The following is a 13,630-nucleotide window of genomic DNA, read 5'->3' as shown; positions in this document are numbered from 1 at the left end:
ATGGATATCGCCAGCCCCACGCTCGGTGCGCTGGCGCGATGGCTGGAAGCCCCCGGCGACCCGGGACCATGGGTCGTGGAGACCTCCGGCTCGACCGGGAAGCCGAAGCGGGTGCTGCTCTCGCGCGCCGCCGTCCAAGCCTCGATCGAGCTCTCCGCCCGTCGTCTCGGTGGCTCCGGGCGTTGGCTGCTGGCGCTGCCGGAGACCTTCGTGGCCGGCCTCAACGTCATCACCCGGTCGCTGGCCGCCGGTGTCGCGCCGGTGCGGCTGGCCGACCATGACTCCTTCGCTGAGGCCGCTGCCGAGCTCGGTCCTGGCGGCTTCGTCTCCCTGGTGCCGACCCAGCTGCATCGGCTGCTGGACACCGACGCCGGCGTGCTGGCGGACTTCGACAGGGTCCTGGTCGGCGGCGGGCCCGTCGACCCCGCGCTGCGCGCCCGCGCCGCGGCGGCCGGCGTACGGGTCGTGGCCACCTACGGCTCGGCGGAGACCTGCGGCGGTTGTGTGTACGACGGCCTCCCACTCGACGGGGTCGGTCTGGCGATCGGCACCGACGGCCGGGTGCGGATCAGCGGGCCGACGCTATTCGGCGGCTACGACGGTGCCCCCGAGCTGACCGGCGAGGTGCTGGTGGACGGCTGGTTCCTCACCTCCGACGCCGGTCGTCTCGACGAGGACGGGCGTCTGCAGCTGCTCGGCAGGATCGACGACATGGTCATCACCGGCGGCGTCAACGTGCCGGCGGCCCTGGTCGCCCGGCGGCTGCGCGAGCATCCCTCGATCACCGCGGCCGAGGTCCTCGGCGTACCTGACGAGGAGTGGGGCAACCGCCTGGTCGCCTTCGTGGTGGCGAGGCCCGAGGACGGCGCACTGGCGCCCGGCCCGAAGGCACCCAGCCTCGACGAGCTGCGCGACTGGGTCGGGGACGCGCACCCGCGGTCGTGGGCGCCGCGCCAGCTGATCACCTTGCCCGACCTGCCACTGCTGGCCAACGGCAAGACCGACCGCCTCGCGCTCCGCGAGCTCGTGGTGGCGGCATGAGGGTGCACGTCTGGTCGATCCCGATGACGACCAGGTTCCGCGGCATCACCGTGCGCGAGGGCGTCCTGATCGAGACCACCACCTCTGGTGGCGGCGCCGGATGGGGCGAGTTCTCCCCGTTCATCGAGTACGACGACGATGTCGCCGCGCCCTGGCTCGCCAGCGCCCACGAAGCCGCTCGCGGCGACTGGCCGGCCCCGTTGCGCTCGGCCGTTCCGGTCAACGTCACCGTGCCGGCGGTCGGACCGGAGCAGGCGCACCGGATCGTGCTCGCCTCGGCGGGCTGCCGGACAGCGAAGGTCAAGGTCGCCGACCCGGGCGAGACCCTGGCCGAGGCGCAGGCGCGGCTCGAGGCGGTCAGGGACGCGCTCGGCCCCGACGGCCGGATCCGGATCGACGTGAACGGGCTGTGGTCGGTGGACGAGGCGCTCGCCGGTATCCCGGTGCTGGACCGGTCGGCGGGCGGGCTGGAGTACGTCGAGCAGCCGTGCATGGCGGTCGAGGACCTGGCACTCGTACGTCGCCGCGTGGACGTCCCCATCGCAGCCGACGAGTCGATCCGTCGCGCGGTCGACCCCTACCGGGTGCGCGAGCTGGAGGCTGCCGACGTGGCGGTGCTGAAGGTGCAGCCGCTGGGCGGCGTACGTGCCTGCCTGCGGATCGCCGAGGACATCGGCCTGCCGGTGGTGGTCTCCTCGGCGCTGGAGTCATCGGTCGGTCTGGCCGCCGGCGTGGCACTCGCCGCGGCGCTGCCCGAGCTGCACTACGCCTGCGGGCTGGCGACGGGTGCGCTGCTGGCCGAGGACGTCGTGATGCAGCCGCTGTCGGTGGTCGATGGCATGCTGCCGGTCGTGCGGCCGAGTGTCGATCCCTCGGCGCTGGCACGCGCAACGGCCTCGCCCGAGCGGACCGCGTGGTGGCAGGACCGGGTGAGGAGGGTCAGTGGGCTCCTCGACTGAGCTCGCCCGTGCGGTGGTTACGGCCCTCGTCGAGGCCGGCATACGCGAGATCGTGCTCGCCCCCGGCTCGCGCAACGCCCCGCTCTCCTTCGCCGTCTACGACGCCGAGCAGGCAGGCCTGCTGCGGCTGCACACCCGCATCGACGAGCGCTCGGCCGGCTTCCTCGCGCTGGGACTGAGCAAGACCGGTTCGCGGGCGGCGGTGCTGTGCACCAGCGGTACGGCGGTGGCCAACCTCCACCCGGCCGTGCTCGAGGCGGCGCACTCGGGCGTCCCGCTGATGGTCGTCTCGGCCGACCGGCCGGCGCGGCTGCGCGAGACCAGCGCCAACCAGACCACGCAGCAGGTCGGCATCTTCGGACCGCTCGTGACCACCCACGACATCGCGACAGCGGCCGACCTGGCAGCGCTGGCCGCGCTGGGTGCCGACGCGGCCGGCCCGGTGCACTGGAACGTCCAGCTCGACGAGCCGCTCACGCCCACCGACCGTTGGACGGTCCCGGCCGGGCTGGCCAGGGCCGCGCGCCCGTCGGGAGCACCGATGAGGCCTGACGAGGACGCTCTGGTCGCGGCGATCGCCGATGGCCGGCGCACCGTCGTGGTCGCCGGTGACGACGCCGGCCCACTCGCTCGGGTGCTCGCCGAGCGGTCCGGCTCGCCGCTGCTGGCCGAGCCGTCGAGCGGTGCCCGCACCGGCACCCACGCGATCCGCACCTACCGGCTGCTGCTCGGCAGCGAGCTCGCCGGTCGGATCGAGCGGGTCGTCGTGCTGGGGCATCCCACGCTCTCGCGTCCGGTGGCGCGGCTGCTGGCGCGCGAGGACGTCGAGGTCCTCGGCATCCGTGGGCGAGGGGTGTGGTCCACCCCGCCGCACCGGGTGGACCGGTGGCTCGATCCGGCGCTCGACGGGGCCGGATCCCCGACTCGACCGGGACGGATCCCCGACTCGACCGGGACGGAGCCAGGTCTCGGTTGGCTGGAGGAGTGGCAGGAGGCCGACCGCTCGGTGGGTCGCCAGCTCGACCGGCTGCTGGCGAGCGAGGAGGGACTGACCCCGCACCAGGTCGCCGGTGCCGTCGCCCGGGCACTGCCGCCGGGCGGCCAGCTCGTGGTCGGTCCATCCAACCCCATCCGCGATCTCGACCTGATGGTGCCTTCCTACGACGTCGGCGCGCGACGCAAGGTGCTCGCCAGCCGCGGCCTCGCCGGCATCGACGGCCTGGTCTCGACGGCGATCGGGGCGGCCCTGGGCCGTGACTCGAGCCGCGATCTGGCGCTGATGGGCGACGTGACGTTCCTGCACGACGCCAACGGACTGATCCTCGGCCCGGACGAGCCGCGCCCCGACCTGACCATCGTGGTCGTCAACGACGACGGCGGGTCGATCTTCGCCACCCTCGAGCAGGGCGATCCGGCGTACGCCGATCCCTTCGAGCGACTCTTCGCCACGCCCCACCGGGTCGATCTCGCCGCGCTGTGTGCTGCGACCCGCACCCCCCACCTCAAGGTCGGCTCCCGACCCGAGCTGGAGCAGGCGCTGGCCAACCCCAACGGCGGCATCGAGGTCATCGAGGCGGTGGTGGGCCGCGCCGACCGCCGCGAGCTCGAGGAGCGCATTCGCGCCCTGCGGCCCGCCTGAGCGACCGGGGGCACGACATGATGGGCCCGTGCACATCGCGATCTTCCTGACCGCGCTCGCTGTCGGCGTCCTGGCGGTGACAGCGCTCTCCAGCAGGATCGACGTGCCCGCACCACTCGTGCTGATCACGGCGGGCGTCGCCATCTCCTACATCCCCTCGATGCCGGAGGTGCACCTCGAGCCGGAGGTGGTGCTGCTCGGCCTGCTGCCACCCCTGCTCTACTCGACCGCGATCCAGACCTCGCTGGTCGACTTCAACGCCAACCGCCGCTCGATCCTGCTGCTCTCGGTCGGGCTGGTGGTGGCTACCACGTTGGGGATCGGCCTGATCGTGCACGCCCTGCTGCCCGACGCGGGCTGGCCGGCGAGCTTCGCGATCGGCGCGGTGGTGGCGCCGCCGGATGCGGTGGCGGCGGTCGCGGTGGCCCGGCACATCGGTCTGCCACGCCGCATCGTGACGATCCTGGAGGGCGAGTCCCTGCTCAACGACGCCACCGCGCTGGTCTCGCTTCGCACCGCCATCCTCGCCGTCGCCGGTGGCGTGCAGCTGTGGCACATCGGGCTGGACTTCGTCCGGGCGGCCGGCGGCGGCGTGCTGGTCGGTATCGCGATGTACGCGCTGGTGGGCTTCCTGCGCAAGAAGGTCACCGACCCGGTCTTCGACACCGGGATGTCGCTGGTGGTGCCGTTCGCCGCCTACCTGCTCGCCGAGGAGCTCAAGGCATCCGGCGTCATCGCCGTGGTCGTGGCCGGCCTGCTGCTCGGCCACCGAGCGCCCGTGCTGCAGACGGCCCAGTCCCGGATCGCCGAGCGGATGAACTGGCGCACCATCTCCTACGTCCTGGAGAACACCGTCTTCCTGCTGATCGGTCTGCAGGTGGACTGGCTGCTCGCCGACGTACGCCGCAGTCCGGTCTCAGCGGGGCGGATCGTGGCCGTCTGCGTGGCCACGCTGCTGGGCGTCATCGTGATCCGGATGGTCTGGGTCTTCGTGACCCGCTACCTGTTGATCCGCCCGGGCCCGGATCCGGCCACCGGTCTGCCGACGCCCTGGACCAACACCGCGATCCTCGGTTGGGCCGGGATGCGCGGCGTGGTGACGCTCGCCGCGGCGTACCTCATCCCGAAGACCGCCCCCCACCGCGAGGTGCTGCTGCTGATCGCGTTCACGGTGGTCGCCGGGACGCTGTTCATCCAGGGTCTGACGCTGCCCTGGCTGGCGCGGGTGCTGCGGGTGCCCTCGCCCGACCCGGTGGAGGACGCCCTTGCGCGGGCCACGCTGCTCCAGCAGGCCAGCAAGGCGGGGATGGCGGCGCTGGAGAAGATGGAGTACGACGATCCGCACGGCGTGGTCGACATCGTCCGCCAGCGCGTGGACATGCGTAACTTCGCGGCGTGGGAGCGGCTGGGGACGGCGGCCGGCGAGGAGTCGCCCAGCGAGCTCTACAACCGGGTGCGCAACACCATGATCGACGCCGAGCGCACCCGCATCCTGGAGATCCGCAAGTCGGGCACGGTGCCCTCCGACGTGGTCGCGGACGTGCTGACGATGCTCGACGTCGAGGAGTCCATGCTCGGCATCGCCGAGGCGGAGCGGAACGAGGCCCGCGAGACCGAGCGGTCGCGGCGCGCGCCGGGAGGGGTCTGCCCGGACCTGGAGCGCTATCCGGCCGAGCCGGTGATCGACGCCGAGCAGGCCGCCGGCCTGGTCTGCCAGGACTGCCTGAAGGAGGGCACCCGCTGGGTGGCGCTGCGCCGCTGCCTGGTCTGCGGCAACCTCGGCTGTTGCGACTCCTCACCGCGGCAGCACGCGACCCGGCACTTCCACGACAGCTCGCACCCGGTGATGCAGTCCAGCGAGCCGGGTGAGGACTGGCGCTGGTGCTACCTGCACCACCAGACGGCCTGAGCGACCCCAAGTAGTCCCTTTCGCCTCGAGGCCGGGGGCGGGAGTAGCCCGATCGGGTGATGGCCGGGAAACGTTCTGGCGACTTTTTCCACAGAACCGCCCGACTAGCCCGAATCTGTCAGCCCCGAGGCGCATGATCGGTGTACCGGACAAGACCAGTCCGGAGCACACCGGCTCCGGACGCACGACCTGGGGGAAGCATGTGTAACCACACACCGCGTTGCCCGGACGCCACCGCGCCCGAGTGCTGCAGCGCACACGTCGTATCGGACCACAGCGAGCAGGGCTGGGAGTGCCTGTGCAACGGCGTGATCCTCTTCGACGACGGCGCCTACCTGACGCCCGACGGAGGGGTCGGCCGGGTGCCACACCTCGTCTGATTCCGCACTACGCCGGTCGCCTAGGCTGGCGCCATGCGGATCACCAAGTTCGGCCATGCCTGTGTCCGGATCGAGCACGAGGGCACCACGCTGGTCCTCGACCCCGGCATCTTCACCGACCGCGAGGCGCTCGACGGCGCTGACGCGATCCTGATCACCCACGAGCACATGGACCACTACGTGCCCGACCTCCTCAAGGCGGTCGACGCCCCGGTGTGGACCATCGACGCCGTCGCGGCCAAGATCCGCGAGGACGCACCTGAGGTCTTCGAGCGCACCACCGTGGTCGCCCCCGGCGATTCCTTCGACGTCGGCCTTCCGGTCACGGCGGTCGGCGAGCTGCACGCCGTGATCCACCCCGAGCTGCCGCGCTTCCACAACAGCGGCTACCTGCTCACCCTGGGGGACCAGAAGGTCTTCCACCCCGGCGACGCGCTGACCGGTCCGGGTGTGGACATCGACGTACTGCTCGCGCCTGCCTCCGCTCCCTGGGCGCGCTCGAGCGAGCTGGTCGACTTCATGCGCGAGGTCAAGGCCCCGATCAACATCGCGATCCACGATCGGATCTACAGCGAGGCCGGCCACGGTGTCTTCGACGGCCTCGCAGGTGCCTTCCTGCCCAAGCAGGGTCAGGAGTTCAAGCGGCTCAAGGACGGGGAGGACCTCTGATGTCCCAGATCAGCGTGGTGCTCTACGAGTACGGCGACGGCACCACCGCGGTGCGCGACGAGCTGCGCCCGGCGCACCGTGAGTTCCTCGACTCCCGCGCGGGTCTGCTCCTCAGCGGCCCGACCGCCGCTGGCGGCGCGGTGATCGTCTACCAGGCCGAGCCGACCGAGCTGGAGGCATGGCTGGACGGCGACCCGTTCTGGGGCGCCGGTGCGATCGCCAAGCGGATCGTGACCGAATGGACGATCGGGATGGGCTCCTGGAAGGCGCAGCTGGGCATCTGAGGGCCCACGTCCGGGTGGGGCGAGACGAGCACGGCTCGGACGCCCCGCCCGGTCCGTCAGGATCAGCCGCCGAGGGCGTCCCGCACCGGCACCAGCTTGGCCTGCGACTCCGCCAGCTCGTCGGCCGGATCGGAGGAGCCGACCACGCCACAGCCGGCGAAGAGCCGCACCGTGTTGCCCGACAGCAGTGCAGAGCGCAGCGCGATGCCCCACTCGCCGTCGCCGGAGGCGTCCATCCAGCCGACCGGGCCGGCGTAGCGGCCGCGGTCCATTCCCTCGATCTCCGCGATCAGGGCGACCGCGTCCGGAGTCGGGGTGCCGCCGACGGCGGCGGAGGGATGCAGGGCCTCGGCCAGCTCCAGCGAGGTGCGGTCGTCGTGCGCCACGCCCGTGACGTCGGTCGCCAGGTGCATGACGTTGGGCAGGTGCAGCACGAACGGCGACTCCGGCACGTTCATCGACGAGCAGTGCGGCTCGAGCGCGTCGGCCACGGACCTGACGGCGTACTCGTGCTCCTCCAGGTCCTTCGAGGACCGCGCCAGCGTCGCGGCCAGGGCGAGGTCGTGCCCGTCATCGCCGGTCCGCCGGATGGTCCCGGCCAGCACCCGTGAGGTCACCAGGCCGCGCTCGCGGCGCACCAGCAGCTCCGGCGTCGCGCCGAACAGCCCGTCCACGTGGAACGTCCAGCACATCGGGTACGACTCGGCCAGCCGGCTCAGCGGCCAGCGCAGGTCGATCTCGTCGCTCGCCGTCGCGATCAGGTCGCGGGCCAGCACGACCTTCTCCAGGTCTCCGCGGTTGATCCGGGCCACCGCGTCGGCGACCACGCTCATCCAGGTCTCGCCGTCCAGGGCGCCGTCACTGAAGACGATGTCCCGCGGCGGCACCGGCGCCGCGTAGGTCGACATGGCCGCCGGGTCAGCACCCTCGGCGGCCACTCCTGCAGAGTCGGCGATGGTGGTGACCCACGTGATCGGACCGCGTCGGCCGACGACCACCGCCGGCACCACCAGGACCGAGTCGCCGGTCGACTCCGCGAAGGCGAAGGACCCGAAGGAGACCAGCCCGCTGCCGGGCTCGCCGACCTCGTCGCTGACAGAGGCGCGGGCGACCAGCTCCGACCACCACTTGGCGGCGTCGGCGAAGCGGGTCGGCCCGGCGGTGCGCAGCGCGGCGGCGGTGCCCCAGCCGACCAGGCCCTCGCCGCGGCGTACCCACGAGACGAGCTCGCCGGAGGTGGGCAGCAGGTCGAGCAGCTCGCCGACGTCGTCGACCACCGTGGTGCGCGCTACGAGGGCCGGTACGTCAGGGCTCACGTGGGGAGCCTATCCGGGCCTGGGACCATCGCCCCGGTTGCGGTCGGTTGCAGCCTGCCCGGTAGCGTGGTCGCGACCACGAACGAGGAGTGATCCGTGAGCAAGACTCGCAACAGCGATGTTCCCCTGACCGGCATTGCCATCGGCGCCGTCGCGCTCGCGCTTGTCGTCGTCTTCGCGGTGCTCCTGCCCAAGGCCCAGGGCGACGAGGCCGACACCTCACGCATCGACATGCCCAGCAGCCTCCCGGGTGGCTACGTCGCGGCCGACAACGCCAGCGCGTGGAAGGGCAACGCCAACGTGGCCGGCAACGAGGCCCAGGTCGCCGCCGAGGTGAAGGCCGAGATCAAGTACGGCGACGCCGCGCTGCAGAAGACCACCGGTGGCGGCTTCGGCAACCGGATCTACATCAAGGGCAGTTCCGAGATCTTCTTCGTCCAGGTCTTCCGCGCCGCCGGCGGCGCGTTCTCGCCGGGCGAGATCTCCGACCCGAGCAAGCTCCAGCAGGGCAGCTCGGTCCAGCAGCTGGTCAAGGTCGGCAACTCGACCTGCATCGTCGACGGCACCACCGCGACCGCTGGACAGGTCACGCCCAGCCAGACCCAGTGCCAGCGCAGCGAGGGCAACGTGACCGTGCAGGTGATGGCCCCGTCCGTCGCCGCCTCCGACGTCGCCAAGGTCGCGGACCTGGTCCTCGCCAAGGTCCGCTGAGGTCACCGGCGGTGACCCGAGCCGACCTCGGCAAGCAGCCCGGCGACGTACGCCGGATGTTCGACGCGGTGGCGCGTCGCTACGACGTGACCAACGACGTGCTGTCGCTGGGCCAGGACCGGCGCTGGCGCAAGCACGTCATCGCGGCGGTGGCGCCCCAGCCGGGCGAGCTGGTCCTCGACCTCGCCGCCGGCACCGGTACGTCGTCGCAGCCCTTCGCCGATGCCGGCGCAGAAGTGGTGCCGTGCGACTTCTCGCTGGGCATGCTCCAGGTGGGCAAGGCCGCCAAGCCGTATCTGCCGTTCACGGCGGGCGACGGCACCCGGCTCCCCTTCGCTGACGGCACCTTCGACGCCGTCACCATCTCCTTCGGGCTGCGCAACATCGTCGACCCGCTGGCCGGGCTGAGCGAGCTGCGCCGCGTCACCAAGCCGGGCGGCCGGATCGTGGTCTGCGAGTTCAGCCACCCGACCTGGAAGCCGTTCCGGACCGTCTACGTGGAGTACCTCATGAAGGCGCTCCCGGCCGTCGCGCGCGCCGTCTCCTCCTCCCCGGACGCCTATGTCTACCTCGCCGAGTCGATCCGGGCATGGCCCGACCAGCCCGGTCTCGCGCGCCTCATCGAGCAGGCCGGCTGGTCCGAGGTCGGCTGGTCGAACCTCTCGGGCGGCATCGTCGCCCTGCACCACGGTCGGGCCTAGCCCGAGCCGCCAAGCGTCACGGTGACCATCCGCGTCACCGTGACGCCTCCGATCTGTCGCCGAGCCCCCGACGTGTCACCGTGACACGTCCGGGGGCTCGCTGATTGGGCCTTGCATTTACCTCCCAGGGTGGCAATATGTGATTCGACCCACATGTGATCCGATTCACAAAGTCGCAAGACGGTGGGTTGGGAGGAGCTGTCGATGCATCTCTACGCACCGATCCTGGTGCTGTTCGCGCTCGCCGCCGCCTTCGCCATCGGCTCGGTGGCGATGAGCAGCCTGGTCGGCCCGCGTCGGGCCAACCGCGCCAAGGCGGACGCCTACGAGTGCGGCATCGAGCCCACACCGCAGGCCCTCGACGGCCGCTTCCCGGTGAAGTACTACGTGATCGCGATGCTCTTCATCGTCTTCGACGTGGAGATCATCTTCCTGCTCCCGCTGGCCGTCCGGATCGACCAGCTGCGGGTCTACGGCCTGGTCGAGATGGCCGTCTTCATCCTCGCCGTGTTCGTCGCCTACGTGTACGTCTGGCGCCGCGGCGGATTGGACTGGGACTGACGTGATCGAGCGAGTCATGGAACGCAGCATCGTCGGGGATCCGCGGCTGCCCGGAGCGAAGCGAGGACGGCCGTGGGTCTAGAGGAGAAGCTCCCCAGCGGCGTCCTGCTGACCACCGTCGAGGGTGTGGCGGGCTATATGCGCAAGGCGTCGTTGTGGCCGGCGACGTTCGGGCTGGCCTGCTGCGCGATCGAGATGATGACCAGCGGCGGCCCGAAGTACGACCTGGCGCGCTTCGGCATGGAGGTCTTCCGGGCCAGCCCCCGTCAGGCCGACCTGATGATCGTGGCCGGCCGGGTCAGCCAGAAGATGGCGCCGGTCCTGCGCCAGATCTACGACCAGATGCCGGAGCCCAAGTGGGTGCTGGCGATGGGCGTGTGTGCCAGCTCCGGCGGGATGTTCAACAACTACGCCATCGTCCAGGGCGTCGACCACGTCGTCCCGGTCGACATGTATCTCCCCGGCTGCCCACCGCGCCCCGAGATGCTCATCGATGCGATCCTCAAGCTGCACGACCAGATCCAGCATGGCAAGCTCGGCAGCAACGAGGCGGCCGTCGTCGAGGAGCGCGAGAACGTCGCTCTCCGCGCGCTGCCGCTGATCGACCAGCGGGGGCTGCTGCGATGAGCCCCTCGACGGGCCCCGCGGGCGGCGGCGCGGCGTCGCACGGCGACGACCGCCACGACACCGGCCACGACGAGGTCGTCGGTACCGGCCTGATGCCGGAGCCGACCACCGAGTCGACCAGCGGCTTCCCGGGCTCGGGCGCGGTCGGTGCCCGCACCGGCATGTTCGGCGTGCAGGGCAGCGGCGACACCAGCGGGTACGGCGGACTGCTGCGTCGCATCGCGCTCCCGCCGCTGGCCAAGCGTCCCTACGGGGGCTGGTACGACGAGCTGGCCGATGCGGTCGCCGACCACCTCGGCGAGGAGCCGCGGGTGGTGCTGCACGCCGGCGAGCTGACCGTCGTCGTACGCCGTGAGGAGCTGCCGACGCTGATGCGGCACCTGCGCGACGACGAGCGGCTCCGCTTCGAGCTGTGCAGCGGGGTCAGCGGGGTGCACTACCCCGACCAGGTGGGCGCTGAGCTGCACGCGGTCTACCACCTGCTCTCGATGACCTACAACCGGCGGATCCGGGTCGAGGCCAGTGCTCCCGACAGCGAACCGCACGTCCCCAGCCTGGTGCCGGTCTACCCGACCCTCGACTGGCACGAGCGGGAGACCTTCGACATGTTCGGGATCGTCTTCGACGGACACCCCGCGCTGACCCGGATCCTGATGCCGGACGACTGGCCGGGCCACCCGCAGCGCAAGGACTACCCGCTGGGCGGCATCCCGGTCGACTACCACGGCGCCACCATCCCGCCGCCGGACGAGCGCAGGAGCTACGCATGACCACCTCGACAGGCTCGGCGTCCGGGGCAGGCTCGGCGACCGGAGAGGAGACGGTCTTCACCGCCACCGGCCAGGACTGGGACGAGCTCACCGACCTGCTCAAGGAGACGCCCGAGGAGCGGGTCATCGTCAACATGGGCCCGCAGCACCCCTCGACCCACGGCGTGCTCAGGCTGATCCTCGAGCTCGAGGGCGAGACGGTCACCGAGGCCCGCTGCGGCATCGGCTACCTGCACACCGGCATCGAGAAGAACCTCGAGTACCGCAGCTGGGTGCAGGGCACCACGTTCGTCACCCGGATGGACTACCTCAGCCCGCTGTTCAACGAGACCGCATACGCCCTGGGCGTTGAGCGCCTGCTCGGCATCGAGGACGACGTGCCGGAGAAGGCGCAGGTCATGCGCGTGCTCCTGATGGAGCTCAACCGGATCTCCTCGCACCTGGTCGCGATCGCCACCGGCGGCATGGAGATCGGCGCGCTGACCGTGATGACGATCGGCTTCCGCGAGCGTGAGCTGGTGCTCGACCTCTTCGAGCTGATCACCGGCCTGCGGATGAACCATGCGTTCATCCGACCCGGTGGCGTCGCCCAGGATCTGCCGCCGGGCGCGCTCGATGAGATCCGTGCCTTCGTCGTGCTGATGCGCGAGCGGCTCAAGGAGTACGCCGCGCTGTGCAACGCCAACCCGATCTTCCGCGGCCGGCTCGAGGGCGTGGGCCATCTCGACCTCGAGGGCTGCCTGGCGCTGGGCATCACCGGTCCGGTCCTGCGCTCGACCGGATATCCGTGGGACCTGCGCAAGACCCAGCCCTACTGCGGCTACGAGGACTACAGCTTCGACGTCATCACCTGGGACACCGCCGACTCCTACGGCCGGTTCCGGATCCGGCTCGACGAGATGGAGGAGTCGCTGCGGATCGTGGAGCAGGCGGCCGACCGTCTCGGCCACCTCGACGGCGCTCCGGTGATGGTGGCCGACAAGAAGATCGCCTGGCCCTCCCAGCTGGCGATCGGCACCGACGGGATGGGCAACAGCCTCGACCACATCCGGCACATCATGGGCGAGTCGATGGAGGCGCTGATCCATCACTTCAAGCTGGTCACCGAGGGCTTCCGGGTGCCGGCCGGTCAGGCCTACGCCGCCATCGAGTCGCCCCGGGGCGAGATGGGCGCGCACGTGGTCAGCGACGGCGGCACCCGGCCCTACCGGGTGCACTTCCGCGACCCGTCGTTCACCAATCTCCAAGCGACGTCGGTGATGAGCGAAGGCGGCATGGTGGCCGACGTGATCGTCGCGATCGCCTCGATCGACCCGGTGATGGGAGGCGTTGACAGGTGACCATCTCCGAGGAGACACGCAGCGAGCTGCGCGACATCGCCGGCCGCTATCCGCAGGCCCGGTCGGGCCTGCTGCCGATGTTGCACCTGGTCCAGTCGGCCGAGGGTTCGGTGACGCCTGCCGGCATCGAGGCCTGCGCGGAGGTGCTCGGACTGACACCGGCCGAGGTCAGCGCGGTGGCGACGTTCTACACGATGTACAAGCGCCACCGGGTGGGCGACTTCCACGTCGGGGTCTGCACCAACACGCTGTGCGCGGTGATGGGCGGCGACGCCATCCTGGCCCGGCTCGAGGAGCACCTCGGCGTGGGCAACGACGAGGTCGCGCCCAAGCGCCAGGGCGACCAGTACTCCGTCAGCCTGGAGCACGTCGAGTGCAACGCCGCCTGTGACTTCGCGCCGGTCGTGATGGTCAACTGGGAGTTCCTCGACAACCAGACCCCCGACGGGCTGGTCCGCACGGTCGAGGCGCTGCGCGCGGGCCACCCGGTGGCCTCCACCCGCGGTCCGCGGATCTGCACCTGGCGCCAGGCCGAGCGGGTGCTCGCCGGCTTCGACGACGGCCTCGCGGATGAGGGGCCGGCCGCCGGGCCGGCGTCACTGGCCGGGCTGCAGGTGCATGCCACCCAGGCCGAGATCGCCGGGCTGGTCCAGCTCGCCGACGCACCTCGGCACGGCCTGACGAACGAGGAGTACGACGCATGACCCTCCCCGACGCCTCGGC

General features: G+C 71.3%; 15 protein-coding genes. 14 read left to right on the top strand and 1 reads right to left on the bottom strand.

The window, feature by feature from the left end:
* From H036_RS0102270 to H036_RS0102240, 7 genes are all read left to right on the top strand, one after another.
* On the top strand, positions 1 to 1,041 hold the full coding sequence (locus H036_RS0102270) for an AMP-binding protein (RefSeq protein ID WP_017933149.1): 1,041 nt from the start codon (positions 1 to 3) through the stop codon (positions 1,039 to 1,041).
* Entirely contained in the window at positions 1,038 to 2,000 is a 963-nt protein-coding gene (locus H036_RS0102265) for an o-succinylbenzoate synthase (protein WP_017933148.1), read from the top strand. The genes H036_RS0102270 and H036_RS0102265 overlap by 4 nt, the downstream gene beginning before the upstream one ends.
* Entirely contained in the window at positions 1,984 to 3,639 is a 1,656-nt protein-coding gene (menD, locus tag H036_RS0102260; protein ID WP_017933147.1) for a 2-succinyl-5-enolpyruvyl-6-hydroxy-3-cyclohexene-1-carboxylic-acid synthase, read from the top strand. Before H036_RS0102265 ends, menD begins: the two co-directional genes overlap by 17 nt.
* Positions 3,640 to 3,667: 28 nt before the next feature.
* Entirely contained in the window at positions 3,668 to 5,548 is a 1,881-nt protein-coding gene (locus H036_RS0102255) for a Na+/H+ antiporter (RefSeq protein ID WP_017933146.1), read from the top strand.
* A 200-nt stretch (positions 5,549 to 5,748) separates the two neighbouring features.
* A complete protein-coding gene (locus H036_RS0102250; protein WP_017933145.1) occupies positions 5,749 to 5,928 on the top strand; it encodes a DUF5999 family protein in 180 nt (59 codons plus the stop codon).
* Between the two features lie 33 nt (positions 5,929 to 5,961).
* Complete coding sequence (locus tag H036_RS0102245) at positions 5,962 to 6,597, top strand: MBL fold metallo-hydrolase (protein ID WP_017933144.1); 636 nt, start codon at positions 5,962 to 5,964, stop codon at positions 6,595 to 6,597.
* Positions 6,597 to 6,881 (top strand): YciI family protein, encoded by a 285-nt coding sequence (locus tag H036_RS0102240; RefSeq protein ID WP_017933143.1) that lies wholly within the window; start codon positions 6,597 to 6,599, stop codon positions 6,879 to 6,881. The genes H036_RS0102245 and H036_RS0102240 overlap by 1 nt, the downstream gene beginning before the upstream one ends.
* Before the next feature lie 62 nt (positions 6,882 to 6,943).
* Here H036_RS0102240 and H036_RS0102235 read toward each other — a convergent pair whose 3' ends face one another.
* A complete protein-coding gene (locus tag H036_RS0102235) occupies positions 6,944 to 8,197 on the bottom strand; it encodes an isochorismate synthase (protein ID WP_017933142.1) in 1,254 nt (417 codons plus the stop codon).
* Positions 8,198 to 8,293: 96 nt separating this feature from the next.
* Between H036_RS0102235 and H036_RS0102230 the strand changes: the two genes are divergently transcribed.
* From H036_RS0102230 to nuoE, 7 genes are all read left to right on the top strand, one after another.
* Positions 8,294 to 8,908, top strand: coding sequence for a hypothetical protein (locus H036_RS0102230; protein ID WP_017933141.1), 615 nt, complete (start codon positions 8,294 to 8,296; stop codon positions 8,906 to 8,908).
* 11 nt (positions 8,909 to 8,919) lie between these two features.
* Positions 8,920 to 9,609 (top strand): demethylmenaquinone methyltransferase, encoded by a 690-nt coding sequence (locus H036_RS0102225; protein WP_017933140.1) that lies wholly within the window; start codon positions 8,920 to 8,922, stop codon positions 9,607 to 9,609.
* A gap of 204 nt (positions 9,610 to 9,813) precedes the next feature.
* Positions 9,814 to 10,170 carry an NADH-quinone oxidoreductase subunit A gene (locus H036_RS0102220; RefSeq protein WP_017933139.1) on the top strand — a complete coding sequence of 119 codons (357 nt, stop codon included), beginning with the start codon at positions 9,814 to 9,816 and terminating at the stop codon, positions 10,168 to 10,170.
* A gap of 72 nt (positions 10,171 to 10,242) precedes the next feature.
* Positions 10,243 to 10,797 (top strand): NuoB/complex I 20 kDa subunit family protein, encoded by a 555-nt coding sequence (locus tag H036_RS0102215; protein ID WP_017933138.1) that lies wholly within the window; start codon positions 10,243 to 10,245, stop codon positions 10,795 to 10,797.
* Positions 10,794 to 11,567: an NADH-quinone oxidoreductase subunit C gene (locus tag H036_RS0102210; protein ID WP_017933137.1), complete on the top strand. Its 774-nt coding sequence runs from the start codon at positions 10,794 to 10,796 to the stop codon at positions 11,565 to 11,567. Before H036_RS0102215 ends, H036_RS0102210 begins: the two co-directional genes overlap by 4 nt.
* On the top strand, positions 11,564 to 12,907 hold the full coding sequence (locus H036_RS0102205) for an NADH-quinone oxidoreductase subunit D (protein WP_017933136.1): 1,344 nt from the start codon (positions 11,564 to 11,566) through the stop codon (positions 12,905 to 12,907). The genes H036_RS0102210 and H036_RS0102205 overlap by 4 nt, the downstream gene beginning before the upstream one ends.
* Positions 12,904 to 13,611 carry an NADH-quinone oxidoreductase subunit NuoE gene (gene nuoE, locus H036_RS0102200; protein ID WP_017933135.1) on the top strand — a complete coding sequence of 236 codons (708 nt, stop codon included), beginning with the start codon at positions 12,904 to 12,906 and terminating at the stop codon, positions 13,609 to 13,611. The genes H036_RS0102205 and nuoE overlap by 4 nt, the downstream gene beginning before the upstream one ends.
* The last annotated feature ends 19 nt before the right edge of the window (positions 13,612 to 13,630 follow it).

The sequence above is a fragment of the Nocardioides sp. Iso805N genome, from assembly GCF_000364605.1.
Lineage (GTDB): Bacteria > Actinomycetota > Actinomycetes > Propionibacteriales > Nocardioidaceae > Nocardioides.
This window is presented reverse-complemented; position numbering and strand designations above follow the sequence as displayed.